At 64.5% G+C, this 26636-nt stretch carries 23 protein-coding genes; 12 read left to right on the top strand and 11 right to left on the bottom strand.

Annotation, left to right across the window (positions count from 1 at the left end; genetic code table 11):
- Positions 1–284: 284 nt before the first annotated feature.
- The 6 genes from KI609_RS02995 to ruvA all read right to left on the bottom strand — a co-directional run bounded on the left by KI609_RS02995 (position 285) and on the right by ruvA (position 6834).
- Positions 285–1043, bottom strand: coding sequence for an ABC transporter ATP-binding protein (locus KI609_RS02995; protein WP_226446937.1), 759 nt, complete (start codon positions 1041–1043; stop codon positions 285–287).
- Entirely contained in the window at positions 1043–2281 is a 1239-nt protein-coding gene (locus tag KI609_RS02990; protein WP_226446935.1) for an ABC transporter permease, read from the bottom strand. Before KI609_RS02990 ends, KI609_RS02995 begins: the two co-directional genes overlap by 1 nt.
- 10 nt (positions 2282–2291) lie before the next feature.
- Positions 2292–3614 carry an efflux RND transporter periplasmic adaptor subunit gene (locus tag KI609_RS02985; protein ID WP_226446932.1) on the bottom strand — a complete coding sequence of 441 codons (1323 nt, stop codon included), beginning with the start codon at positions 3612–3614 and terminating at the stop codon, positions 2292–2294.
- Positions 3615–3647: 33 nt separating this feature from the next.
- Positions 3648–4706, bottom strand: a complete 1059-nt coding sequence (gene ruvB / locus KI609_RS02980; RefSeq protein WP_226446930.1) for a Holliday junction branch migration DNA helicase RuvB — start codon at positions 4704–4706, stop codon at positions 3648–3650.
- 30 nt (positions 4707–4736) lie between these two features.
- Entirely contained in the window at positions 4737–6098 is a 1362-nt protein-coding gene (locus KI609_RS02975; RefSeq protein ID WP_226446929.1) for a trypsin-like serine peptidase, read from the bottom strand.
- Positions 6099–6258: 160 nt separating this feature from the next.
- Complete coding sequence (ruvA, locus tag KI609_RS02970; RefSeq protein ID WP_226446928.1) at positions 6259–6834, bottom strand: Holliday junction branch migration protein RuvA; 576 nt, start codon at positions 6832–6834, stop codon at positions 6259–6261.
- An 86-nt stretch (positions 6835–6920) separates the two neighbouring features.
- Between ruvA and KI609_RS02965 the strand changes: the two genes are divergently transcribed.
- The gene (locus KI609_RS02965; protein ID WP_226446927.1) at positions 6921–7871 is read left to right on the top strand and encodes a PhoH family protein; all 951 of its coding nucleotides are present in this window, start codon (positions 6921–6923) and stop codon (positions 7869–7871) included.
- A gap of 70 nt (positions 7872–7941) precedes the next feature.
- Entirely contained in the window at positions 7942–8400 is a 459-nt protein-coding gene (gene ybeY, locus KI609_RS02960) for an rRNA maturation RNase YbeY (protein WP_226446926.1), read from the top strand.
- 84 nt (positions 8401–8484) lie between these two features.
- Here ybeY and KI609_RS02955 read toward each other — a convergent pair whose 3' ends face one another.
- Positions 8485–9819, bottom strand: coding sequence for an MFS transporter (locus KI609_RS02955; protein WP_226446920.1), 1335 nt, complete (start codon positions 9817–9819; stop codon positions 8485–8487).
- A gap of 461 nt (positions 9820–10280) precedes the next feature.
- Here KI609_RS02955 and cyoA point away from each other — a divergent pair, with 461 nt between their 5' ends.
- The 8 genes from cyoA (at position 10281) to KI609_RS02915 (ending at position 18215) form a co-directional block, all read left to right on the top strand.
- Positions 10281–11348, top strand: a complete 1068-nt coding sequence (gene cyoA / locus KI609_RS02950) for a ubiquinol oxidase subunit II (RefSeq protein WP_226446918.1) — start codon at positions 10281–10283, stop codon at positions 11346–11348.
- Positions 11349–11356: 8 nt separating this feature from the next.
- Complete coding sequence (gene cyoB, locus KI609_RS02945) at positions 11357–13360, top strand: cytochrome o ubiquinol oxidase subunit I (RefSeq protein WP_226446916.1); 2004 nt, start codon at positions 11357–11359, stop codon at positions 13358–13360.
- The gene (gene cyoC, locus KI609_RS02940; protein WP_226446914.1) at positions 13353–13988 is read left to right on the top strand and encodes a cytochrome o ubiquinol oxidase subunit III; all 636 of its coding nucleotides are present in this window, start codon (positions 13353–13355) and stop codon (positions 13986–13988) included. Before cyoB ends, cyoC begins: the two co-directional genes overlap by 8 nt.
- Entirely contained in the window at positions 13989–14438 is a 450-nt protein-coding gene (gene cyoD / locus KI609_RS02935) for a cytochrome o ubiquinol oxidase subunit IV (protein WP_226446912.1), read from the top strand. It abuts the gene before it with no gap.
- An 83-nt stretch (positions 14439–14521) separates the two neighbouring features.
- Positions 14522–15310: an SURF1 family protein gene (locus tag KI609_RS02930; RefSeq protein ID WP_226450160.1), complete on the top strand. Its 789-nt coding sequence runs from the start codon at positions 14522–14524 to the stop codon at positions 15308–15310.
- Complete coding sequence (locus tag KI609_RS02925; RefSeq protein WP_226446910.1) at positions 15297–16664, top strand: ATP-binding protein; 1368 nt, start codon at positions 15297–15299, stop codon at positions 16662–16664. Before KI609_RS02930 ends, KI609_RS02925 begins: the two co-directional genes overlap by 14 nt.
- Positions 16654–17187 (top strand): response regulator transcription factor, encoded by a 534-nt coding sequence (locus KI609_RS02920; protein ID WP_226446908.1) that lies wholly within the window; start codon positions 16654–16656, stop codon positions 17185–17187. Before KI609_RS02925 ends, KI609_RS02920 begins: the two co-directional genes overlap by 11 nt.
- 287 nt (positions 17188–17474) lie before the next feature.
- Positions 17475–18215 carry a sulfite exporter TauE/SafE family protein gene (locus tag KI609_RS02915; protein WP_226446906.1) on the top strand — a complete coding sequence of 247 codons (741 nt, stop codon included), beginning with the start codon at positions 17475–17477 and terminating at the stop codon, positions 18213–18215.
- Positions 18216–18296: 81 nt separating this feature from the next.
- On the opposite strand, the gene dtd is transcribed toward KI609_RS02915, so the two are convergent.
- From dtd to dbpA, 3 genes are all read right to left on the bottom strand, one after another.
- Entirely contained in the window at positions 18297–18773 is a 477-nt protein-coding gene (dtd, locus tag KI609_RS02910) for a D-aminoacyl-tRNA deacylase (protein ID WP_226446903.1), read from the bottom strand.
- On the bottom strand, positions 18770–19705 hold the full coding sequence (locus tag KI609_RS02905) for a cation diffusion facilitator family transporter (protein WP_226446901.1): 936 nt from the start codon (positions 19703–19705) through the stop codon (positions 18770–18772). The genes dtd and KI609_RS02905 overlap by 4 nt, the downstream gene beginning before the upstream one ends.
- Positions 19706–19805: 100 nt before the next feature.
- A complete protein-coding gene (gene dbpA, locus KI609_RS02900; protein WP_226446899.1) occupies positions 19806–21209 on the bottom strand; it encodes an ATP-dependent RNA helicase DbpA in 1404 nt (467 codons plus the stop codon).
- 182 nt (positions 21210–21391) lie between these two features.
- On the opposite strand from dbpA, the gene KI609_RS02895 reads away from it, so the two are divergent.
- On the top strand, positions 21392–23458 hold the full coding sequence (locus tag KI609_RS02895) for a putative bifunctional diguanylate cyclase/phosphodiesterase (protein WP_226446898.1): 2067 nt from the start codon (positions 21392–21394) through the stop codon (positions 23456–23458).
- A 24-nt stretch (positions 23459–23482) separates the two neighbouring features.
- Entirely contained in the window at positions 23483–24964 is a 1482-nt protein-coding gene (locus KI609_RS02890) for an AMP nucleosidase (RefSeq protein WP_226446896.1), read from the top strand.
- A gap of 439 nt (positions 24965–25403) precedes the next feature.
- Here KI609_RS02890 and purT read toward each other — a convergent pair whose 3' ends face one another.
- Positions 25404–26612: a formate-dependent phosphoribosylglycinamide formyltransferase gene (gene purT / locus KI609_RS02885; RefSeq protein WP_226446895.1), complete on the bottom strand. Its 1209-nt coding sequence runs from the start codon at positions 26610–26612 to the stop codon at positions 25404–25406.
- Between the last annotated feature and the right edge of the window lie 24 nt (positions 26613–26636).

Genomic DNA, 26636 nt, shown 5'->3' with positions numbered 1-26636 from the left:
AAATAGCAAATAGCAAATAGCAAATAGCAAATAGCAAATAGCAAATAGCAAATAGCAAATAGCAAATAGCAAATAGCAAATAGCAAATAGCAAATAGCAAATAGCAAATAGCAAATAGCAAATAGCAAATAGCAAATAGCAAATAGCAAATAGCAAATAGCAAATAGCAAATAGCAAATAGCAAATAGCAAATAGCAAATAGCAAATAGCAAATAGCAAATAGCAAATAGCAAATAGCAAATAGCAAATAGCAAATAGCAAATAGCAAATAGCATTGCAGCATGTCAGCCGCCCGGCACGGGCAGTGCGCCACCGGGCGCAGGCTCCACGCCCCAGGTGATCGCTTCATCGCGCGCAATGCGCCCGTCGATCAGCTCCACCAGCCGGTCGCAGCGCGCGGCCAGCCGGGGGTCGTGCGTGACCACCACAAAACTCGTGCCGCGCTCGGCGTGGATGCGGCGCAGCAGGGCAAACACATCGACCGACGAGGCGGTATCCAGGTTGCCCGTGGGTTCATCGGCCAGCACCAGCGGCGGGTCCATGACCAGCGCGCGCGCAATCGCCACGCGCTGCTGCATGCCGCCCGACAGCTCGCCCGGGCGCTTGCCCATCGCCTGGGCCAGGCCCACGGCGGCCAGCAGGCCGCGCGCGTGCTCGCGGTGTGCGGCGCTCACACGCCCTTCGGCCATGAGGGCGGGCAGCGTGACGTTCTCCAGCGCCGAAAACGCTGGCAGCAGGTGGTGAAACTGAAAGACAAACCCCAGCGTGCGGCGCCGACGCAGCGTGAGCGCGGCATCATCGAGCCCCTGCACCGCTTCGCCATCGAGCCGGTAGCTTCCCGAGGTCATGGTCTCCAGCAGGCCCAGAATGTTGAGCAGCGTGCTCTTGCCCGAGCCCGAGGGGCCCATCAAGGCGATGAACTCGTCCCGGCGCACCTGCAGACTGATGCCATGCAGCACCTCGGCCTCGCTGGGGCGGCCCAAGTTGTAGCTCTTGCGCACGGCATCGAGCGCGATCAGTTCGGAGGCGACGGGGTGGTTCATCACATCCTGATAGCCTGCGCCGGATCGAGCGCCGCCGCGCGCCGCGCCGGGGCCACGGCGGCCAGCACGCCGCAGACCGACGCAATCAGCGCCACCTGCAGCGCCGCAGCGGGTGCCAGCGTGATCGAAAACAGCGGCATGCCGTCTGAGCCCCGCACGAAGTGCGTGAACACCCAGATGAGCGCCACCGCCAGCAGCAGGCCCAGCACCGAGCCCAGTGCACCCACCACGGCGCCCTGCACCAGAAACACCCGCAGCACCTGCCCCCGCGTGGCACCCATGGCGCGCAGGATGCCGATCTCGCGGCCCTTTTGCACAACAGACACCACCAGCACGCTGGCAATGCCCAGCACCACCACGGCAAGCACCACGCCCCGGATAATGGCCGTGCTGATGGACTGGGCATTGAGCGCCGACACCAGCTGGGCATTGGTCTCCTGCCAGCTCTCGATCTTGTAGGGGAACTGCGTTTGCAGCTCGCGCGCCAGGGTCTGGGCCACCCACACGTCCTTCAGGGTCAGGTCGAGCTGGCTGGCACCCCCCGGCAGCGCCAGCAGGCTTTGCGCAGCACGCAGCGGCACGATCACGGTGCGCCGGTTCAGGTCTTTCACGCCCAGGTCCACCAGCGCGGTAACGCGCACCGAATCGCTCACCGTGCCGCCCACGCTGCCCGTCTGCACCGTGAGGCGGTCGCCCACGCGCACGCCCAGGTCCTGCGCCAGCTCGCGCCCCACAATCGCCTCGCCCGGTGCCAGCCGCGCGCTGCCGCTGACCACCTTGGAGCGCAGCCCCACCACGCGGTCATAGCGGTCCAGGTCCACGCCCATCAAGGCAATGGCCTGCGATGCCTCGCCGCGCAATGCCAGGCCACTGCCTGACACCATGGGCGAAACCCCGGCGACTTCGGGTAAGCGCTCCAGCAGCGGCACCAGCGCCTGCCAGTTGGCCACCGAACGCAAGCGCTGCGCGCGCGGCTGGGTTTCGGTGAACACAGCGGCCCCGGTCACAGGCAGGGCTGCCGGTGTGACGAGATCGTCCGGCGCGCGCAGGGTGATATGCGCCTGGGCGCCCAGTGTTTTGGCCAGGGTGTTCGATTGCAGGCCGCTGATCAGCGCCGAGATGTAGGCGATGACCGCCACGCCCGCCGCCACGCCCACGATGATGAGCACGGTCTGCATGCGCCCTTCGCGCAGAAAGCGCAGCGCCACACGCAACTCAAAGCCGGGCCACATCAGCATGGCAGCACGCTCAGCGGCCCATGGCATTGGTCAGCGCAGAGCCTGCGTCGCCCCCCTGCCCTTTGCCTTGCCCGTTCCCTTGTCCGTTGCCCTGGGCAGTGGCGCCAGGCGCAGCCGAGCCTGGGGCCCATGGCACCGTGCGAGCCCGCACGCGGTCGCCCGCCTGCACGGCGCCGCCCCGCAGCACGGTGTCGCCTCCTTTCAGGCCATCGAGCACCTCGACCGCATCGAGCGTGTGCAGGCCCAGCCGCACGCTGCGGGCCTGGGCACGCCCCTCCTGCAGCACCAGCACGGTCGCCTTGTCGCCCTCCACCGGGCCGCGCAGGGCCGCCTGTGGCAGTACCAGGGCACGCTCGCGCCGCGCCGTCTCTACTTCGACCGACAAGGTCATGTCCTCGCGCAGGAAAGCGGGGGCCTCATGCTCCAGCGCAAATTTCACCTCGATGGCGCCGCGCTGGGCATCCACCGCCGGTGCGATGGAGAGCACGCGCGCTGCAAAGCGCTGGCCGGCAAAGGCATCAGCCACCACCACCGCCTTCTGGCCCGGCTGCAGTTGGTTCAGAAAGCGCTCGTCCACCTGGGCCACCAGTTGGGTGGGCCCGGCCAGCGCCAGGCTAAGCAAGGCCTTGCCGGGTTGCACGATCTGCCCGGGCTCGACCGCGCGCACCAGCACGCGGGCATCAGCGGGCGCGAGCAGATCGGTCTGCGCCAGGCGGGCCTGGGCCGCCACGGTAGCCGCCTGGGCCAACGCCCATTGCGCCTGGGCTTGCGCCACATCAGTGCCGACATCGGCGTTGGCCTGCATCTGCGCCTGCGCGCTGAGCTGCTGCGCCCGCGCCACCTCCACCGCCCGGTGCGCCTCGTCGAGCTGCGCAGGGCTATAAAAACCCTCAGCCACCAACTGCTGCACCCGCGCCAGGCTGGCGTTGGCGGCCTGCAGGGTGGCGTCAGCCTGTGCGCGAGCCGCCTGCGCGGCGGTGCGGCCGCTGCTGCGCAGGCCCGTGATGCGCGCCTGCGCTTGGCGCTCGGCGGCAACGGCCTGCGCCAAGGCGGCGCGCAGTTCATCCGATTCGAGCCGCACCAGCACATCGCCCTGGCGCACCTGCGCGCCTTCTGCCACGCGCACCTGGGCCACTCGCCCGGTGACCGTGCAGCCCACGTCTACGCGTGACAGCGTGGCCACGCGCGCTGAAAATTGCAGGGTACGCACCAGCGGGGCCGGCTGCAGCACCAAGGCATCGACCTGCGGACCGCGCAGCGCCAGGGCGCCAACCGTGGAGGCAATCACCAGTACGGCAGCGCCCAGCGCCACGGCAAGCCAGCGGCGCTTCACAGAAAATGCCTCAGCGCCTTGGGAGCCATTGGGTCATTCCACAAACAACCCGCCTGCGGCCTGCGGCGGCGTGACCCCGAGGTGCCGATAGGCGGCCAGCGTGGCAATGCGCCCGCGCGGCGTGCGCTGCAGATAGCCTTGCTGGATCAGGTAAGGCTCGATCACGTCTTCGATGGTGCCGGACTCTTCGCCAATGCTGGCAGCGATGTTGTCCAGGCCCACGGGGCCCCCATCAAAGCGGTGGATCAGGGCCTCCAGCAGCTTGCGGTCCATCACATCAAAGCCTTGCGGGTCCACATCGAGCATGGCCAGCGCCTTGTCGGCGATGGTTTTGGTGATGCGGCCATCGCCCTTGACCTCGGCGTAGTCGCGCACGCGGCGCAGCAGCCGGTTGGCGATGCGCGGCGTGCCGCGCGAGCGCCGCGCCAGTTCGAAGCCGCCCTCATCGTCCATGGGGGTCCCCAGCAGGCCCGCGCTGCGTTTGACTATGCGCGCCAATTCTTCAGGGGTATAAAACTCCAGCCGCGCCACGATGCCGAAGCGGTCGCGCAGCGGATTGGTCAACATGCCCGCCCGCGTGGTGGCACCCACCAGGGTGAAGGGCTGCAGGTCAAGCTTGATGCTGCGCGCCGCAGGCCCTTCGCCGATCATGATGTCGATCTGGTAGTCCTCCAGCGCGGGGTAGAGGATTTCCTCGACCACGGGCGAGAGGCGGTGGATCTCGTCGATGAACAGAACGTCGTTTCTTTCGAGATTGGTCAGCAGCGCCGCGAGGTCTTTGGGCTTTTCAAGCACCGGGCCACTCGTCTGGCGCAGGTTCACCCCCAGCTCCGCCGCAATGATGTGGCTAAGCGTGGTCTTGCCCAACCCTGGCGGCCCAAAGAGCAGGACATGGTCCAGCGCCTCACCCCGCATCTTGGCTGCGCCGATGAAGATCTCCAGTTGCTCACGCGCCTTCGCCTGGCCCACATATTCCTGCAGCAGCTTGGGCCGCAAGGCGCGCTCAATGGCCTCTTCCTGCGGCGACGCCGGGGCGGCAGAGATGACACGTTTGTCGGGCGCGGGAGCGAAGTCGTCGGTCTGGATGGTCATTGATTTGGTGTGTTTACAGAGACGGCCCGCTTAAGCGCCAGGTTTCAACCACTGTTTGAGGGCCGAGCGGAATGCCACGTCAAAACGCCCGTAATAGTCACGTCCCGCAGGGGCCAGGCAACTTGACGAGCCCCCATAGAGTTGCCCCACCACGTAGCGAGACGATCCGATCCCCAAGAACAGCCCCGAGCCACTGCTGCCGCCTTCGGTGGTGCCCTGGGTCCAGCCCACGGACAAAAAGCGCCCATCCTGCTGGGTGCTTGCCAGGCACTGCTCGTTGCTGCAGTTGCTGAACTGCGCCACGGCGCCTGCGCTGGTCTTTTGCAGATCGCCGGAGGGATGGTGAATGCCGATAACGCTTGCCGATTGCGCTACGTCACCAAAATAGGAACCGGCATACACGACGCCTTGGGGCGCAGCGCTGTTCAGACGCATGAACGAGGTGTCGGTGGCTGCATCGGCGTAAAGCAGCAAGGCACCGCCCGCAACGCGCTGCGTCGCCGGGTTCAGGCTGCCGCTATCGCATGCGGTGGAACGGTAAAACCAGTCGGTGGTGAGGGACGACGCCACCGATTGCGACGAAACGCAGTGGTTGGCACTGAGGAAATACGGCGTGGTGCTGGACTGGCTATCGTTGAGCAAGGTGCCGGTGCAAAGGTAGCTGTTGCCGTCGCGAACGAAGATCATGCGCGCCACCGAGCGGCTTTCGCTGCTGAGCTCGGGTTTGCACGACACGTCAATGTTGCAGGTGCCCGCCTCGCCCACTTTGGTGACCGTTGGTGCGGCGACTTCGGCGGGTGACAGCACAAAGTGGGAGATCGCGGGGACGGCCATATCAAGCTGCGCCAGGTTCGCGCCCACCGGCACCTCCACCTCCAGCGTGGTCTCGGCGCCACCAAAATCTGGCGACCAGTAGGTGCGCGCCGCATCCCCGGTGTCGCCGGCATCCAGATTGCGCTGGATGGTGCGCAACACCTCTTCCCCAGACACCTGCACGGGCGATCCCCCCGCCTGTGCATAAAACCGCAAGGTGGTGGCGGGCGGCAAACTGCGCACCAGCACCCCCACGCGCACCCCCAACGCGCCGTCTGCCGTGAAACTGATGGCAGCGCGCTGCAGCCCGCCACCGACGGGGGTCCATTGCAGCTGCGCCAGCGTGGCCTGCGGCGTAGCTGTGGCGCGCACGCTCCGGGCCACACCGATTTGCTCAGGGGCACTCTGGCCAGGCACGGCTTTTCCCGTCGCCTTCAACAGGCTCTGCGAGGAGCCCAGCGGGCCGAGTCGAACCGAGACCGGCGGCAGGGCGCGCCCGCGCAGAGTGACCGCCTGAGCGGCCGCGTTTGCAACCTTGGGAAGCCCCAGGTCGAGCGGCTCAATGCGGTTGGTATCCACAGGCGCTTGCGTAACAGGGTCCGCAGGGGCACTCCCGCCGCCGCCCCCGCCACAGGCAGACAACAGCAGAACGGCACACAGACTTGTGAGCCTTTTGAATGCAAGCAGTTTTTTATCCATTTCTTGATGCCTCATGTGACCTATGCCATGTACCAAACCATTACTTCGCCAACGCCTTGAGCGCCAGCTTGATGCCGTCGCTCACCCCCACATCGCTCGGCAGGGCCTTGAGCGCCGCAGCGGCTTCTTTCTCGTTGTAACCCAGCGCCAATAACGCTTGCTGGATATCCGCCTGTGCATCGCTGCCGGGATGACCCGGCACGGCGCCCATGTCGGCGCCCAGTTTGCCCTTGAGCTCCAGCAACAGCCGCTCAGCGGTCTTTTTACCAATGCCGGGCACCTTGACCAAGCGGCCAGCCTCCTGCAGCGAAATCGCCTGGGCCAGATCCGCCACGCCCATGCCCGAGAGGACGGACAGCGCCGTGCGCGGCCCGACGCCTGATATCTTGATGAGCTCGCGGAATGCCTGGCGCTCGGGCGCAGTGGCAAAACCATACAGCACCTGGGCATCTTCACGCACGATGAACTGGGTGAGCAGGCTCACGCGCTCGCCCACGGCGGGCAGGTTGTAAAACGTGCTCATGGGCACATTTACCTCATAGCCGACGCCGTGGCAGTCCAGCAGCACCTCGGGGGGATTCTTCTCCAGCAGGGTGCCGGTCAATTTGCCTATCATTGGAGTCCTTTGGCGCCGCTGCATTGATGGGCAGGCAGCGCACTCTTTTTTGCCGTCATTGGCTTTTGCCGACTGGAATTATCAGCGTGATCCTGCGCCACACCTTCACCCCGCACAACAACACCCGGCTTACCCACCTTTGTGGCCCGGCAGACGCACACCTGCGCACCATCGAAGTGGCATTGCAGGTCACCATTGCCCACCGGCATGAGCAGTTCAAGGTCGATGGTCCCAAGGCCCACGCCACGCAGGCGATGGAGTTGCTGCAAGCCCTCTATGAGATGGCTGAGCGCCCCATCGCCGAGGACCACTTGCAGCTCATGCTGGCGGGCGACGGCGAACTGCTGGAGGCGCCCGAAGGCGACATCGTGCTCAACACCCGCCGCACCGACCTGCGCGGGCGCACCCCCACGCAAAGCCTGTATCTGCAGAACATCGCCTCGCACGACATCACCTTCGGCATTGGCCCGGCGGGCACGGGCAAGACCTATCTGGCGGTGGCCAGCGCAGTGGACGCGCTGGAACGCAGCAGCGTGCAGCGCATCGTGCTCACCCGCCCTGCGGTGGAGGCCGGGGAACGCCTGGGCTTTTTGCCTGGCGATCTGGCACAAAAGGTGGACCCTTATCTGCGCCCGTTGTATGACGCGCTCTATGAGCTGATGGGCCACGACAAGGTGCAAAAGGCGTTCGAGCGCAACGCGATCGAAATTGCCCCCCTGGCCTTCATGCGCGGGCGCACGCTGAACAATGCGTTCGTCATCCTGGACGAAGCGCAGAACACCACGCCCGAGCAGATGAAGATGTTCCTCACCCGCATCGGCTTTGGCGCGCGCGCCGTGGTCACGGGCGACGTGAGCCAGATCGACCTGCCCAAAGGGGCGATGAGCGGGCTGATCGACGCGGAGCATGTGCTCAAGCGCGTCAAGGGCATCGCCATCACGCGGTTCACCAGCGCCGACGTGGTACGCCACCCGCTGGTGGCCCGCATTGTGGATGCCTACGACGCACCGCGCCGCGCCGCGCCCAAACGCAGCTGAGGGCCAGGCACTCCAAACACTATTATTTTTATAGCTAATTGCGCTTTCGCATCAAGCGCTAGAGGCCAAAATGACCTTGAATCAACTCTCCCTATCTCTGCAGTTCGGCCCGTTCGACACCGTGGCCGAACACCGCGCGGCGTTGCCGCGCCACAAGGTCACACGCTGGATTCGCCACGCGCTGTCCACCGACGCAGAGATCACCGTGCGCATCGTGGGCGCCGACGAGGGCCAACGACTCAACCGCGAATACCGCAAAAAAGACTACGCCACCAACGTGCTCACCTTTGACTATTCCCAGGAGCCGGTGGTGACGGCCGACCTGGTGCTCTGCGCCCCCGTGGTGGCACGTGAGGCGCAAGAACAGAACAAGAGCCTGGAAGAACACTACGCGCACCTGCTGGTGCACGGCACCCTGCACGCCCAAGGATGGGACCATGAGACCAGCGCCGAAGACGCCGATGACATGGAGTCGTACGAAACCGACATCATGCAAGAGCTGGGGTTTGCCGACCCCTACGCCAAATAGGGGCCGTCAGGCAGGGCCGACGATGCCCCCCGCCGGAGGCATTGCGCCCCGGTGGGTGGCCCATCTCTGGCCCTCAGCCCACGATCACTCCTTGCGTTCGATCAGCCGATTGATCCGCAGCGCGGCCAGGGTGCAAACGGCACCCGACAACAAATACAAGGAAACGGCTCCGAGCCCAAACCGAGCCGAAAGCCCCAGCGCCACCAGCGGCGCAAACCCCGCGCCCAGCAGCCAGGCCAGATCGGCAGACAGCGCAGCCCCGGTGTAGCGGTACTGCGCCGAGAAATTGGCCGTCACCGTGCCCGACGACTGCCCGTACGACAGCCCCAGCAACACAAAGGCCACCAGCATGAACACGTTGTTGCCCACCGTGCCGGCGCCCAAAAGCCATGGCACCGTGAAGCTGAAGAGCCCGATCAACGCGGCCATCAAGCCCAGCAGGTTGCGCCGCCCGATGCGGTCGGCCAGCCAGCCCGACACCATGATGGCGCCTGCGGCCAGAAAGGCGCCCACGATCTGCACCCCCAGCACCTCCGTGATGGACTGTTCGGAATACATGGTGATCCACGACAGCGGAAACACCGTAGCCAGGTGAAACAGCGCAAAGCTGGCCAACGCAGCAAAGGCGCCAATCAACACATTGCCGCCCTCGTTGCGCGCCACCTGCGCAGCGCTGACCGGTTGCAGCTCGCGTTGCTGCAGCAGCTCGGCATACGACTGCCCCACCACCAGGCGCAAACGGGCAAACAGGGCCACCACGTTGATGGCAAAGGCCACAAAAAACGGGTAGCGCCAGCCCCAGTCCAGGAACTCCGCCACGGTCAGGTGGCTATAGAGGTAGGCGAACAGACTGGCCGCCAGCACAAAACCCACCGGCGCGCCCAATTGGCCGATCATGGCGAACCAGCCGCGCCGCTCGGGCGGAGCGCTCATTGCCAGCAATGACGGCAGACCGTCCCAGGTGCCGCCCAGCGCCAGACCCTGGCCAATCCGCAAGATGACCAGCGCCGCAATCGCTTTGCCCCCCACCGATGCATAACTGGGCAAAAAGGCCATGCCAGCCGTACAAGCACCCAGCAAAAAAAGCGCCAGCGTGAGTTTGGTCCCCCGGCCCCAACGCCGCTGCACCGCCATGGAAACAGCCGTACCCACGGGTCGCGCCACGAATGCCAGCGAAAAGATGGCAAAAGCCATCAACGTGCCGTCGAGTCGCGACAAAAACGGGAACAACAACGATGGAAACGCCAACACGCTGGCGATTCCGAACACAAAAAAGTCGAAATATTCGGACGAGCGCCCAATGATCACCCCCACGGCGATCTCACCGGGGCTCACATCTTCATCGGTATGGGCCCGTGCCAGCGATACCGAACTCTCCAAGCCGGGTGCAGGCAGTGCTGCAGAACCTTGGCTATACATATTGACGCTCCTCAAGCAACTGATACGCCTCCGTTCTACACCCCCCCGGCGAGCCCCACAAGTGAGCTTTCGCTAGAGGCGCCGTAGGAAAACCCTGATTGCTGACCGCCCTGGGAGCCTGTCGGACTTGGAGCGTCGAAAGCGAAAATGGACCCCAGCGAGGACAGTTTTTGCCGGATTTGCAGCCCCATAGCCCGGCTATGGGGCAAGAAGACGGTGTTCTCGAAGAGCCGCGAAGCGAAAAATGGACCGCTGCGGTCCATTTGCAGCCGACGATTTCCAAGTCCGACAGGCTCCTAGCGCCCTGCGACAGATCAAACCCGCCCCATTGCGCGCAAAACCGTTGGCCCGTCATTGACGTTGGACAAAATGTCCAATCGACAAATTCGCTAGCGGTACTACATTGCCCCCCTTCAGTCACTCGCGTTTTTACCTAAGCGCTCTTCTGCCGCGCCCCTAGCATGCTCAAAAACAAGGAAATTCGCAGGCCCGCCTGGTTGGCAGCGATGGCACTGGCCGCCGGTCTTGCCGGCTGCAGCAAGGCTGTTGTCCTCAACCCGGCCGGCGATGTCGCCGCCCAGCAAGGCCATATGGTCGTTACCGCCACGCTGCTGATGCTCATCATCATCGTGCCGGTGATTGCGCTCACCCTGTGGTTTGCCTGGAAATACCGCCAGTCCAACGCCGCCAACACCGAGGCCGACTACGACCCCGAATGGCACCACTCCACCACGCTGGAGCTGGTGATCTGGACCGTGCCGCTGCTCATCATCATTGCCCTGGGCGCCCTGACCTGGATCGGTACCCACAAGCTCGACCCCTATCGCCCTCTGGACCGCATCGACGCCCAGCGCCCCCTGGACGCCAACGTCAAGCCGCTGGAAGTGCAAGTGGTGGCGATGGACTGGAAATGGCTGTTCTTCTACCCCGAGCAAGGCATTGCCACGGTGAACGAGCTGGCCGCCCCTGTGGACCGCCCCATCCTGTTCAAGCTGACGTCCACGTCCACCATGAACGCGTTCTACGTGCCTGATCTGGCCGGCATGATCTACGCCATGCCCGGCATGCAGACCGAGCTGAATGCGGTGATCAACAAACCAGGTGTGTTCAACGGCATGTCATCGCACTACAGCGGCGCGGGCTTCTCGGGCATGACCTTCAAGTTCCATGGCCTGAGCAATGGCGACTTCGCCCAGTGGGTGCAAAAGGCGAAGACTGAGGGCAAGCCCCTGGACAAGATGACCTACCTGAATCTGGCCAAGCCCAGCGAACGCGACCCCGTGCAACGTTTTGCCTCGGTGGAAGACGGCCTGTACGACAAGGTACTCAACCGCTGCGTGGAAGACGGAAAGATGTGCATGCACCACATGATGGCGATCGACGCCCAGGGTGGCGACGCCTATGTGCGCTCGGCAGGGCTGAATCTGCCGCAGGACTGGTGCACTGCCCAGAATGCCGCCCAGGTGGTGGCTTCGCTCCAAACCCGCAACGCACCAGCACAAGCCCCTAGCGCCAGCATCCGCCAATGAGTCTTCCTATGTCCTCCGAAACCATTTCCCCACCCCACTGGGCCCTTGGCCGGCTCAACTGGGACGCTGTACCGATGGCGCATGAGCCCATCGTGCTGTGGACCTTCATCGCCGTCGTGCTCGGCGGCCTGGCCGTCATGGCGCTCATTACCCGGTTTCGCCTGTGGGGCCCGCTATGGCGCGACTGGATCTGCAGCATCGACCATAAGAAGATCGGGATCATGTACATGATCCTGGGAATCGTGATGTTGCTGCGCGGCTTTGCCGACGCGGTCATGATGCGCCTGCAGCAAGCCATGGCCTTTGGCGACAACATGGGCTACCTGCCCCCACACCATTACGACCAGATCTTCACCGCCCACGGCGTGATCATGATCTTCTTCGTGGCGATGCCGCTGGTCACCGGGCTGATGAATTACCTTGTGCCGCTGCAAATCGGTGCGCGCGACGTGTCGTTCCCGTTCCTGAACAACTTCAGCTTCTGGATGACCACTTCGGGCGCCGTGCTGGTGATGGTGTCGCTGTTCCTGGGCGAGTTCTCCACCTCCGGCTGGCTGGCGCTGTCCAACCTGGGGGCGCAGAGCCCGAGCACGGGTCTGGATTACTACATCTGGGCGCTGCAGATTGCCGGGGTGGGCACCACGCTGTCGGGCATCAACCTGATCGTGACCATCATCAAGATGCGCGCGCCGGGCATGAGCCTCATGAAGATGCCCGTGTTCACCTGGACCGCCCTGTGTACCAACGCGCTCATCGTGGCGTCCTTCCCTGTGCTGACGGCCGCGCTGGTGCTGATGTCGCTGGACCGCTACGTGGGCACCAACTTCTTCACCAACGAGCTGGGCGGCAACCCCATGCTCTACGTGAACCTGATCTGGATCTGGGGCCACCCCGAGGTGTACATCCTGGTGCTGCCCGCGTTCGGCGTGTTCTCCGAAGTGGTCGCCACCTTCAGCAAGAAGCGCCTGTTCGGCTATACCTCCATGGTGTATGCCACGGTGTGTATCACCATCCTGTCGTACCTGGTGTGGCTGCACCACTTCTTCACCATGGGCTCGGGGGCCAGTGTGAACACCTTCTTCGGCATCACGACGATGATCATCTCGATCCCGACGGGCGCCAAGATCTTCAACTGGCTGTTCACCATGTACAAGGGCCGCATCCGCTTTGAGCTGCCCATGATGTGGACCGTAGCCTTCATGGTGACCTTCGCCATCGGCGGCATGACCGGTGTCCTGCTGGCCGTGCCACCCGCTGACTTCGTGCTGCACAACAGCCTGTTCCTGATCGCCCACTTTCACAACGTGATCATTGGCGGCGTGGTGTTTGCCATGTTTGCCGGCATCAACTACTGGTTTCCCAAAGCCTTTGGCTACAAGCTCGACCGCGCCTGGGGCGTTCGCTCTTTCTGGCTGTGGGTGGTGGGTTTCTGGGTGGCGTTCATGCCGCTGTACATCCTGGGCCTGATGGGCGTGACCCGTCGCGCCAACCACTTTGAAGACCAGTCTTTGCAAATCTGGTTCATCATCGCGGCCGTTGGTGCCGCAATGATCGCCGCCGGCATTGGCTGCTTCCTGATCCAGCTGGTGGTGAGCTACCTCAAACGCGAACAACTGCGCGACTGGACGGGCGACCCTTGGGACGCCCGCACCCTGGAATGGTCGACCTCGTCGCCCCCACCCGACTACAACTTCGCCGCCACCCCTGTGGTGCATGAAATTGATGCGTGGTGGGATATGAAGAAGCACCGCTACCAGCGTCCTCTGAGCGGGTTCAAGCCCATCCACATGCCTGCCAACACAGGCTCGGGCGCCGTCATCTCGGCCCTGTCGCTGGTGTTCGGCTTTGCATTGATCTGGCACATGTGGCTGCTGGCGGGCGTGTCATTCGTCGTCCTAGTGCTGGCTGCCATCGTCCACACGTTCAACTACCAGCGTGACTTCTACATTCCAGCGTCCGACGTGATCGCAACCGAAGAAGCCCGCACACTCCAACTGGCCCGCCATGTCTGATATCCGTTACTCCGCTGGCGCCGCAGCAGGCGCCCTGGCACCGCGCGACTACCACCTCGCGCATGAGCCCCATCCCGAAAACGGCACCGCGTTGGGTTTCTGGCTCTATCTGATGAGCGACTGCCTCATCTTCGCCTCCCTGTTCGCCACGTATGGCGTGCTGGGCCGCAGCTATGCCGCCGGCCCCACCGGGGCGCAGCTGTTCGACTTGCCGCTGGTTGCCCTCAATACGGCCTTTTTGCTGCTCTCGTCCATCACCTTTGGCTTTGCCATGCTGGAAAAGCAGAAGAAAAACGTCAGGACCACGCTGGTGTGGCTGGCCGTGACCGGCGTGCTGGGTTTGTGCTTTCTGGGGCTGGAGCTGTATGAGTTCTCGCACCTCATCCATGAAGGCGCAGGGCCACAGCGCAGCGCGTTCCTGTCGGCGTTCTTCACACTGGTTGGCACCCACGGCCTGCACGTCACCTTTGGCCTGATCTGGCTCGTGGTGCTGATGCTGCAGATCGGCAAACATGGCCTGATCCCCGAGAACAACCGCCGCCTGATGTGCCTGTCGATGTTCTGGCACTTTCTGGACGTGGTCTGGATCGGCGTCTTTACTTTTGTGTACCTGATGGGGGTGCTGTAAATGAGCCCACAACACACAACCCACGCACCGCACGGCCCTGGGCATGACGATCACCACGCCGGGCACCATGACGATAGCGGCCCGCACAGCACGCTCTCGGGCTACATGATCGGGTTCATCCTGTCGGTCATCCTCACCGCTATCCCCTTCTGGCTCGTCATGGCCAAGGTGATTGCCGACCGCAACACCGCCGTGCTGGTGCTGGGCGGTTTTGCGGTGGTCCAGATTTTGGTCCACATGGTGTTTTTCCTGCACATGAACGGCAAGGTTGAAGGCGGATGGACCTTGTTGTCCACCATCTTCACGGTGGTGTTCGTAGCGATCGCCATCACGGGCACGCTGTGGGTCATGTTCCACATGAACGCCAACATGATGCCCGAGCACCCGACCATGCCCGGGGCCACACAAAACGGCTCGGGCCCGGGCGCCGCCCACGACGCCGCGCCTTGACCGCAATCTGGCCACCCACTCGCCACACCGTGCCAACCTCTGAAGCGGGCGCAAAACGCCCGCATTCCAACACGACCCTGGCGATGCTCACCGTGGTGGGCATCGCCTTTTTTGTGGGGTTTGTCACGCTCGGGGTTTGGCAATTGCAGCGCCTGAGCTGGAAGCTCGACCTCATCGCACGCGTCACGCAGCGCATCGCAGCGCCTCCCGGCCCGCTGCCACCCCAGGCGCAATGGCCCACGCTGGACGTCACACGCCACGAATACCAAACCGTGCGCATTCAAGGAATGTGGCTGGACAACAAAACGGTGCTCACCCAGGCCAACACCGTCCTCGGGCCGGGCTACTGGGTGCTGACGCCGTTGCAGATGGCCGACGGGGGCACGGTGCTGGTGAACCGAGGGTTTGTGCCCCAGGACCAGCGTGCGCAATGGCTGGGGCCAGCCGCGCCGGGCCCGTCGTCTGCCAAGCAGCCCCAGCCCGTCACGGTCGAAGGCCTGGTGCGCATGAGTGAACCCGACGGTGGCTTTCTGCGCCACAACAACCCCGCAGAGCACCGCTGGTATTCGCGTGATGTCGCCGCCATTGCCCAGGCGCAAGCGCTTGCGCATGTGGCGCCGTTTTTTGTGGATGCGGGATTGCCCGGCGGGCGTGCCACCATGGCCACGGCGGAACCATCCTCATCCGGCTCCGTGGGGGCATGGCCCCGCCAGGGGCTGACGGTGGTGCACTTTTCCAATACGCACCTGGTGTATGCGCTGACCTGGTTCGGGTTGGCGCTCATGGTGGTGGGGGCCGCCGTGGTTGTGGCACGCTATGAGGCCCGGCTGCGCGCGGCCAGCCGTCCCCCACTTGCCCATGAACAGCATTAGCACCCGCACCAGCAACGCCCCCGGGGCAGGTCCGACGCCCTCACCCCCTTCGGGCCGCGCCCGCTTTGCCAACGCGGCGGCGGGGCTCAAAAACCTGCACCAGCTGATCCAGCTGCGCTGGATCGCTGTCGTGGGGCAGCTGCTGACCATCGAAGCGACCCACTACAGCCTGGGCATGGTCCTTCCGCTGCAGGAGATGCTGACCCTCGTGGCGTGCATGGTGGCCTTCAATATCGCCAGCCTGCTGCGCTGGCGCAGCAGGCTGGCAGTGGCCGACGTCGAACTCTTCATCGTGCTGCTGGTAGACGTGGCAGCACTGACTGCACAGCTGTACCTGAGCGGGGGCATCGCCAATCCCTTCGTGTTTCTGTATTTGCTGCAGATTGCCGTGGGCGCCATGCTGCTGCGCAGCGGCTACACGTGGTCCATCGTGGTGATTGCGTCGGCCTGCGTCATGCTGCTGTCGCAGCACAGCCGCCCCCTGCCGCTGGCGCCCAACCTGCACGGCGGCTGGCACAGTCCCTATGTACTGGGTCTCCTGGTGTGTTTCATGCTCAATGCCGCGCTGGTGGTGATCTTCATCACGCGCATCAGCCACAACCTGCGGCGGCGCGATGCGCGCCTGGCGGCGGTGCGCCAGCGCGCTGTGGAAGAGGAACACATCGTGCGCATGGGTTTGCTGGCATCGGGCGCGGCCCACGAACTGGGCACTCCGTTGTCCACCATGGCCGTCATCCTCGGCGACTGGAAACGCATGGCCCCCCAGGCCTCAGACCCCGTTTTTCAGGAAGACATCGCCGAGATGGAGGCGCAGGTGCAGCGCTGCAAAACCATCGTGAGCGGTATCTTGCTGTCCGCCGGCGAAACGCGTGGTGAGGCATCCAGCCAGACCACGGTGTGCCAGTTCCTGGACACCTTGGTGAAGGACTGGCGCTCCACGCGCTCCATCGAAACGCTGGTGTATGACAACCGCATTCTTGACGACAGCCCGATGGTGGCCGATGCCACGCTGGAGCAGATGGTTTTTAATGTGCTGGACAATGCACGCGACGCATCGCCCCACTGGGTCAGCTTGCGGGCGGAGAGCGATCGCGATGTGTTGCGAATCGTCGTGACAGACCGGGGCCCTGGTTTTGCGCCCGCTGTGCTGGCACAGGTGGGCACGCCCTACCGCTCCACCAAGGGGCGGCCCGGCGGCGGGCTGGGGCTGTTTTTGTCCATGAACGTCGCACGCACGCTGGGTGGCAGCGTCACCGCGCGCAATCTGCCCGAAGGGGGCGCAGAAGTCACCGTCACGATTGCACTCGCCACCATCGCCCTGCAGGCCCCTCATCAAAAAGACCATGGACACTGAACGTTTGCTGTTGATCGTGGAAGACGACGAGGCCTTTGCCCGCACCCTGGCGCGCTCGTTCGAGCGGCGGGGCTACAAGGTGCTGCATACCGACGGCGTGGTGAAGATGGAAGAGCTGCTGGCCAAGCACACCCCACGCTACGCGGTGGTGGACCTCAAGCTCAAAGGCGACGCCACCGGTCTGGCCTGTGTGCAGCAATTGCATGCCCACAGCGACGCGATGCGCATTGTGGTGCTGACCGGGTTCGCCAGCATTGCCACGGCCGTCGAGGCCATCAAACTGGGTGCCGGGCACTACCTGGCCAAACCGTCAAACACCGATGACATCGAGGCCGCCTTCAACCTCATGGAAGGCAACACCAAAGTGGAGCTGACCAATCGCTCCAGCTCCATCAAAACGCTGGAGTGGGAGCGCATCCACGAGGTGCTGGCCGAAACCGGCTTCAACATCTCGGAAGCGGCCCGCCGCCTGGGCATGCACCGGCGCACGCTCAGCCGCAAGCTCGAAAAACAGCGCGTGTGACGAGAGCGCGGCGGATCGCCGCGCCCTTGCGCCGACGCGTTTACCCACCTTCAAGGCAAAACACCTTTGCGCAGACGCCGTGGCGACAGCGGCGCATCCCTCTCCACATCTCCCGCCATGGCAGGCCTGGTGCGGCCTGGGCGCTGATCGCTCCCTCTTTTTGCGGCCGGCCAAGACATGCTCGCGGCGCCCGATGCGGGGTGGCGCAGGGTCTGCAGCCAGTACGATCCCGCGATGACCGCATGCTTGCCCTCCGAGGCGGCCGCATTTTCGATGGATGGAGAGCCATGTTTGAAACCGCCCTGCTTCTCGCCGCCGCCTTTGTGGCGGGCGCCCTCAATGCCGTTGCCGGGGGCGGCAGCTTTTTGACGCTGCCCGCCCTCGTCTTCACGGGCGTGCCACCCGTGGTGGCCAATGCCACGGGCACGGTGGCGCTGCTGCCAGGCTACATGGCGGGAGCCTGGGGCTTTCGGGAAGACACGGCCCCACCGCCGGGGTTGTCGATGCGCCTGTTGGTGGCACTGTCGGTGGTCGGCGGCGCGGCGGGCGCAGCGCTGCTGCTGGTCACGCCCGACGCCACCTTCCGCCTGATCGTGCCCTGGTTGCTGCTGGCGGCCACTGCGCTGTTTGCTTTTGGCCCGCAATTGCGTGCGCTGCTGGCTGGCGGCAACCCCTCTACCGCCAAGGCCACCGTGGGCGTGCTGGCGGTGGCCGCCTACGGTGGCTACTTCAACGGCGGGCTGGGTATCTTGCTGCTGGCACTGTTTGGCCTGCTCGGGCAAACGAACCTGAATGCCATGAATGGCCTCAAGAACTGGGTCTCGGCCGTACTTACCGCCATTGCCGTGGCGATCTACGCCGCAGGCAGTGTGGTGCTGTGGCAGCAAGCGCTGATGATGATGATGGCCGCCACCGCTGGCGGCTATGGCGGCGCGCGCGTGGCGCGGCGCATTCCTGCGCAGTGGCTGCGCTGGGGCATCGTGCTGACGGGGCTGGTGATGGCGGGGCTTTTCTTCTGGCGGCAGTGATGATCGCCACGGGAAGAATATGAACAAAAACAGCTGCTAGCGCTTATCAGCAAAGCGCCAGTAGCTATTATTTTTGAATAATCAACGGTTTGGGTTTGTATGGGCTGCTGGCGCGGACGGTGCCACCCGCAGCGGAATCGTCACCGGCCCGTCGTTGACCAGGTGCACCTGCATGTCGGCCGCAAACTGGCCGGTGGCAACATCGGGGTGCGCCTTGCGCGCCTGGGCCACAAAATAGTCGTACAGCCGCCGCCCCTCGTCCGGCGCGGCGGCCTGGGTGAAGCTGGGGCGGTTGCCGCCTGTGGTATCGGCCGCCAGGGTGAACTGGCTGACCAGCAGCAGGCCGCCACCGATGTCCTGCACGCTCTGGTTCATCTTGCCGGCAGCGTCCGAAAAGATGCGCAGCTTGAGCAACTTGGCCAGCAGCTTGTCTGCCTCGGCCTCGGTGTCGCCACGCTCGGCGCACACCAGCACCAGCAAACCCGCGCCGATGGCACCGATCGTTTGGCCTTCAACATCGACACGCGCTTCGCGCACGCGTTGCAACACACTGATCACGCCACATCCTTCGGGTCGTCTATATGCGCTTCCACATCGGTGGGCAGCAGTTCGATGGTGGCGCGCAGGCCAGGCACTGCGGACATCAGCCCGCGCTCGACCTGGCCGCGCAATTCAGCGGCATGGCGCAGCGTCCAGTCGGCCGGCATATGCAGGTGCATGTCCACAAACTGGCGCTGGCCCGCGCGGCGGGTGGACACATGGTCGAAACGCACCGCCCCGGGGGGCTGGGTTTGCACGAACTGCTGCAGGGTCGCGTCGATGGTGGCCTGCACCTGGGGTTCCACCGCCGAATCCATCAGCCCCTGGGACGAGCGCCAGACCAGCTCAACGCCCTCCTTGAGGATGTTGAGTGCGACCAGGATGGCGGCCGCTGCGTCCAGCCACAACCAGCCCGTCAGGGCTGCGCCGGCAATCCCCACCACCACCCCGACCGATGTCCACACGTCGGTGACCAGATGGCGGGCGTCGGCCTCCAGGGCGATGGAGCGATGCACCCGCGCCGCCCGGAACATCACCCACGCCAACAGCCCGTTGAGGCCCGAGCTGAACACCGACAAAGCCAGGCCCCAGCCGACCTGTTCGATCGCCTGCGGATTCACCAAGCGGTGCCCGGCGGCCCAGAAAATGCCCACCGACACCCCCACGATCAACAGCCCTTCAAAACCCGAAGAAAAATACTCGGCCTTGTGGTGGCCATAGGGGTGGTCGTCATCTGCGGGGCGTTGCGCCACCGTCACCATGGCCAGCGCAAACATGGCGCTGGCCAGGTTCACAAACGACTCCATCGCGTCCGACAGCAAACCCACCGAGCCCGAGATCGCCCAGGCCAGGGTCTTGAGCGCGATGGTGACCACGGCCACTGCCGCTGATGTCCACAACAGATTGCGCGGCGTGAGCCAAGGAGAGGATGGGGGGGCAGACGGAGACATCGGGTCTTTCAACAAAGTAGGCAAGTGTTCAGGCGGACCAAAACTATCAATTCAATAGCTGACAGCGCTTGCTGAATAAGCGCCAGCAGCCATTTTCATACTAATCCGTCACCAGCCGCGCCTTGACGGTTTTGCCCTTGACCCGGCCATCATTGAGCCGCTGGGCCGCCTGGGCGCCAATGGCGCGGTCGACCGCCACGTAGGTGGAGAAGTCGTTCACATTGATCTTGCCGATCTGCTCGCGGGTGTAGCCCATCTCGCCGGTCAGTGCGCCCAGCACGTCGCCCGCGCGGATCTTCTCCTTGCGCCCGCCAATGATCTGGATGGTGACCATGGGCGGCACCAGCGGGCCACTGCCCGTGGGCGTGAGGTCTGCCACCGGGAACCAGCGCGACTCGCGGCCCTGCAGCACCTCGATCTTGCCGACAAAGCCCATCTCGTCTAGGCTGGCCAGGTTCAGCGCCAGGCCCTCGGCGTCACCCCGGCCTGTGCGGCCAATGCGGTGGATGTGCACCTCGGCATCGGGCGTCACGTCCACGTTGATGACGGCCGCCAGGTTGGCAATGTCCAGCCCGCGCGCGGCCACGTCGGTGGCTACCAGCACCGAGCAGCTCTTGTTGGCGAACTGCACCAGCACCTGGTCGCGCTCGCGCTGCTCCAGCTCGCCAAACAGCGCCAGCGCGCTGAAACCCTGGGCCTGCAGCACGCCCACCAGATCGCGGCACTGCTGCTTGGTGTTGCAGAACGCAATCGACGATTCGGGGCGAAAGTGGTTGAGCAACTGCGACACCGTGTGCAGGCGCTCGCTGTTCTTCACCTCGTACCAGCGCTGCTCGATCTTGCCCTCGGCATGCTGCGCTTGCACCGTGATCTGCACGGGCGACTTCATGAACTGCGCGCTGAGCTTGGCGATGCCTTCGGGGTAGGTGGCCGAGAACAGCAGGGTCTGGCGCTCTTTGGGGCACTGGCGCGCCACGGTGGCGATGTCGTCGAAGAAGCCCATGTCGAGCATGCGGTCGGCCTCGTCGAGCACCAGGGTGTTCATCGCTTCCAGGCTCAGGTGCTGGCGCTCCAGATGGTCCATCACACGGCCGGGCGTGCCCACCACGATGTGGGCGCCGTGCTCCAGGCTCAGCGTCTGCGCGCGCAGCGGCACGCCGCCGCACAGGGTCACGACCTTGATGTTTTCTTCGGCCCGCGCCAGGCGGCGGATTTCGGTGCTCACCTGGTCGGCCAGTTCGCGCGTGGGGCACAACACCAGGGCCTGCACGGCGAAGCGACGCGGGTTGAGGTTGGCCAGCAGGGCCAGCGCGAAGGCTGCTGTCTTGCCGCTGCCAGTGCTGGCCTGGGCGATCAGGTCCTTGCCGAGCAGCGCGGGCGGCAGGCTGGCCGCCTGGATGGGCGTCATTTGCGTGTAGCCCAGCTGCTGCAGGTTGGTCAGCGTGGCGGGGCTCAGTGCCAGCGCGCTGAAGTCAGTGCCGGCTTGGTTTTCTTTGGAGGTCATGGGGGGATTATCGCGACGCTGAACAAGGCCCCCCTTGAGGCAGGGCCCCCAAGGGGTGGGAGATGGGGGTGGGCAGGTGCCCTTTTTTTAAGGGGGCCCACTGGCCCGTGGCATCAGGGCAAGTCCCTGACAGAGGCGTAAGCCGCATCGGATATAACAATTGAATACATACCGAGCGGGACATGCCAGATTCTTCCTTCGCAGCCAAAGCCCCCCGCCCTGGGGGATCCAGCGACTCATTGCTGCGTCTGATCGCCGATTCGGTGCCCGCGCTGATGGCTTACTACGATGTGGCCCATCTGCGCTGCCAGTTCGCCAACCAAGGCTACGCGGCCTACAACGGCCACACGACAGAATCCATCCTGGGGCTGACGGTCCAGGAGGCTATTGGCGACAAGGCCTGGCGGGCCATTGAGCCCCATGTGGCAAAAAGCCTGCGCGGCGAGCATGTGAAATACACCCGCGAACAAACCCTGCCCAATGGGGAGGCGCGGATGATCGAGGTCAACCTGATTCCGCACGTTGACGACCTGCAGCGCACGTTGGGCTCGTTTGTGCTGATCACCGACATCACCGAACGCTGGCGGGCCGAAAACACGGTGCGGCAAAGTGAAGAGCGCATGCGCAAGTTCACTGAGGCCACTGACGAGGCCATCGTTTTCCACCGCGACGGCGTGATCACCGACAGCAACGAGGCCATGCACCGGCTCTCGGGCTACCGGCTCGATGAGACACAGGGCCAGTCGATTTTCAATTTCATCAGCGCCGAGTGGCGCGCCGTGGCGCTTGAATACACGCGCACCGGCCGCGAAGACCCCTACGAGGTGACGATCCGCCACAAGGATGGCCACACCATTCCGGTCGAGGTGGTGGGCAAGACCATGCCCCAGCAGCATGCGGACTACCGCATCGTGGTGGTGCGCGACATCACCGCCCGCAAGCAGGCCCAAGAGCGCGAGGCCTTCATCGCCCTGCATGACAGCCTCACCCACCTGCCCAACCGGCATTTTTTGATGGAACAGCTGTCCCAGGTGCTGTCGCTCGCGCGCCGGCGCCACGGCCGCGCGGCCGTGTTGTTCATCAACCTGGACCACTTCAAGACCGTGAACGATTCACTCGGGCACCAGGCGGGTGACCAGTTGCTGCGCAACGTGGCCGAGCGCCTGCGCCTGGGCGTGCGCGACGCCGACGTGGTGGCGCGGCTGGGAGGCGACGAGTTCGTGGTGGTGCTCACCGATGTGCAGCACCAGGACGATGTGGCGATGGTGGCCGACAAGCTGCTGCACATCATGCATGGCGTGTTCACGGTGGACACGCAGCCCTTGACAATCTCGCCGTCCATCGGCATCAGCCTGTTTCCCGAGCATGGCGCCACCGCCGACACCCTGCTGCGCAGCGCCGACGCGGCCATGCACTACGCCAAAGACAGCGGCCGGGGCAACCGGCAGTTCTATGCCCCCGGCATGGACCCCAGCGCCATCGACGTGCTGCAGCACGAACGCCTGCTGCGCGAAGCCATCGCCCACCACCAGTTTGTGCTGCACTACCAGCCCCAAATGAGCCTGGCCGATGGGTCACTCCAAGGCTTCGAGGCCCTGGTGCGCTGGCAACACCCCCAGCGCGGGCTGGTGGGGCCCGATGAGTTCATCCATTTCTCCGAGTCGCGCGGCCTCATCACGCCCATTGGGCGCTGGGTCATGCGCGAAGCCTGCCGCCAGCTCAAGGCCTGGCAAGACCAAGGACTGACGATGGTGCCGGTGGCGGTCAACTTCTCGGCCCTGGAGTTTCGCCAGCGCGACGTGGCCGCAGAAATTGCGGCCGTCCTCAATGAAACCGGGCTGGCGCCGCAATACCTTGAGATCGAACTGACGGAATCGGTGCTCATGCACCAGACGGGCCCGGTGCTCAACACGCTCAATGCACTGAAGGCCCTGGGGGTCGGCATCTCGGTGGATGACTTTGGCACAGGGTATTCATCGCTGGCCTATCTCAAGCGCTACCCCATCGACAAGATCAAGATCGACCGCTCTTTTGTCATCGAAACCCCCGACAACACCGACGACGTGGCCATCGTCACCGCCATGATCCAGATGGGGCACAGCCTGCAGATCCAGACCGTGGCAGAAGGCGTGGAGACACAGGCGCAGGTGGACCTGCTGGCGGCACTCGGGTGCGATCTGATACAGGGATTCGTGGTGTCTCCCCCCATGGACGCACAGGCGGTGGGCCTGTGGCTTCACAAAAAATAGCCCCGCCTTGTGGACAATAGGGCCATGCCCCTCATCCCCGAATTCATTGCACCCACCCGCCACACCGACCCGGCCGACGCATTGGCCCAGGTGCAGCGCATCTATCAGCAACAAATTGGCCACCTGCGCGAGGCGATGCAACGCTTTGTGGGCGGCGAAACACCCACCAGCGCGGTGCGCGCGTTCTACCCGTTTGTGCGGGTGCACACCACCACTGTGGCGCGGGCCGATAGCAAGCTGGCCTATGGTTTTGTGGAAGGCCCCGGGCGCTACGAAACCACGCTGACCCGACCCGACCTGTTTGCGCGGTACTACGCCGAGCAGTTTCGCCTGCTGCGCGCCAGCCACAACATCGAGCTGGAGGTGGGCACCAGCACCCACCCCATCCCGATCCATTTCTCGTTTGCCGAGCACGACCACATTGAAGGAACACTCACGACAGAGCGCCGCATGCTGATGCGCGACGTGTTCGACCTGCCCGACCTGGCCGCCATGGACGACGGCATTGCCAACGGCACCTGGCAGGCCGCACCCGGCGAGGCCCAACCGCTGTCGCTGTTCACCGCGCCGCGCGTGGACTACTCGCTGCACCGCCTGCGCCACTACACGGGCACGGCGCCCGAGTGGTTCCAGAACTTCGTGCTGTTCACCAACTACCAGTTCTACATCGACGAGTTCGTGCGCCTGGGCCATGCCGAAATGGCCAAGCCCGACAGCGAATACATCGCCTTCATCGAGCCCGGCAACGTGGTCACGCGCCGCGTGGGATTGAGCGCCGAGGCAGGCGACGACCTGGGCGCCGCCCCGCCCCGCCTGCCACAGATGCCCGCCTACCACCTGGTGCGCCAGGACGCGAGCGGTATCACCATGGTCAACATCGGCGTGGGGCCCTCGAATGCCAAAACCATCACCGACCACATCGCCGTGCTGCGCCCCCACGCCTGGATGATGCTGGGCCACTGCGCCGGCCTGCGCAACAGCCAGCAGCTGGGCGACTACGTGCTGGCCCACGCCTATGTGCGCGAGGACCACGTGCTGGACGAAGAGCTGCCGCTGTGGGTGCCCATCCCGGCGTTGTCAGAGATCCAGGTGGCGCTGGAACAGGCCGTGGCCGATGTCACGCAGATGGGGCGCGACGAACTCAAACGCATCATGCGCACCGGCACCGTGGCCAGCACCGACAACCGCAACTGGGAACTGCTGCCCGACAACACGCCCCAGCGCCGCTTCAGCCAAAGCCGCGCCGTGGCGCTGGACATGGAAAGCGCCACCATCGCCGCCAACGGCTTTCGTTTTCGCGTGCCCTACGGCACCCTGCTGTGCGTGAGCGACAAGCCGCTGCACGGCGAGATCAAGCTGCCCGGCATGGCCAACCACTTCTACCGCGAGCGCGTGGATCAGCACCTGCGCATCGGCATGCGCGCCATCGAGATCCTGCGCGACGGCGGCGTGGCCCGCCTGCACAGCCGCAAGCTGCGCAGCTTTGCAGAGGTGGCGTTTCAGTAGGCCAGCGCTACAACAGCCAAGCCTGCAGCGCTGCACTCGCCCGCTGCCGTGGCCACAACCACCATGTCCTGCCCCACCCGCCCCACTGCAGCAACCCTGCGGTGGCAGGCGCGACCATTTCCACCATGCCGGCGGCACCGCGTTCCACGGGCTCAAGCAGAGTTGCCGGAGCTTGGCAGCGTGCGCAGTGAGGACGGCGCAGAGGATCAAAGGGTGGCATCGTTTTCATCTTTGATAACTGTCGCAGCCCGGAGGATCTATTCGCCAGCGTTGGCCAGATGCCCCAATCGTCCAACAGGCTGCTGCTGCGACGGCTGAAGCAAGTCGAACAGAGCCTGGCCCTTGCCCACACAGAAACCCGTTCTGGCGGAGTAATTCCTAAAAACATAGCTACTAGCGCTTAATGGATAGGCGCTAGAGGCAAATTTGGCTCATATTTTCAGCCCTGTGCCTTGCGCGGCTTGACCTTGCTGGCCGCCAGCTTGGCGTTGCTACGCGCCGTGTCCACATCGGTTGCCCGCGCCAACGCCACGCCCATGCGGCGCTTGGTGAAGCTCTCGGGCTTGCCGAACAGGCGCAGGTCGGTGTCGGGCACGCGCAGGGCCTCTTCCACGCCGTCGAACACGATGCCGACCGCGTCCACGCCGCCGTAGATCACGGCACTGGCGCCGGGGTTGCGCAGGCTGGTGTCCACGGGCAGGCCCAGAATGGCGCGGGCGTGCAGCTCGAACTCGCTCTGGTGCTGGGTGCACAGCGTGACCAGGCCGGTGTCGTGCGGGCGGGGGCTGACTTCGCTGAACCAGACCTGCTCGCCCTTCACGAACAGCTCCACGCCGAAAAGTCCCTGGCCACCGAGGTTGTCGGTCACGGCCTTGGCGATCTGGCGCGATTTTTCGAGCGCTGCGGGGTGCATGGGGTGGGGCTGCCAGCTTTCCACGTAGTCGCCGCTCACCTGCACGTGGCCGATGGGGTCGCAGAAGCTGGTGACGATCTGGCCGTCTGCACCCACCGAACGCACGGTGAGCTGGGTGATTTCGTAGTCAAAATCGATGAAGCCTTCCACGATGACACGGCCGTGGCTCACACGGCCACCGGCCATGGCGTAGTCCCAGGCTTTTTGCACGTCGGCCGGGCCGTCGATCTTGCTCTGGCCCTTGCCGGAGCTGCTCATCACGGGCTTGACGACGCAGGGGTAGCCAATCCCGCCATCAATGGCGGCCTGCAGTTCTTCCAGCGAATCGCAAAACTTGTACGGGCTGGTGGGCAGGCCCAGCGTTTCGGCGGCCAGCACGCGGATGCCTTCGCGGTCCATGGTCAGGCGCGCGGCGCGGGCGGTGGGGATCACGCGCACGGTGCCCGCGGCTTCCAGCTCTTCAAGCATGGGCGTGGCGATGGCTTCGATCTCGGGCACCACCAGATGGGGGCGCTCGGCCTCGATCAGCGCCTTGAGCTGGGCCGAGTCGCTCATGGTGATGGTGCGTGCGTGGTGCGCCACCTGCTGGCCGGGCGCGTTCTCGTAGCGGTCCACGGCAATGGTTTCGACGCCCAGGCGCTGCAGGGCGATCAGCACCTCCTTGCCCAGCTCGCCCGAGCCCAGCAGCATGACTTTGGTGGCATGGGGAGACAGAGGGGTTCCGAGGGTGGTCATGGTGGGGCTTTCGGTGCAGAGGTG

Source organism: Acidovorax radicis, assembly GCF_020510705.1.
Lineage (GTDB): Bacteria > Pseudomonadota > Gammaproteobacteria > Burkholderiales > Burkholderiaceae_C > Acidovorax > Acidovorax radicis_A.
The sequence above is the reverse complement of the archived record's forward strand: the minus strand, read 5'-3'. Positions and strand labels throughout refer to the sequence as shown.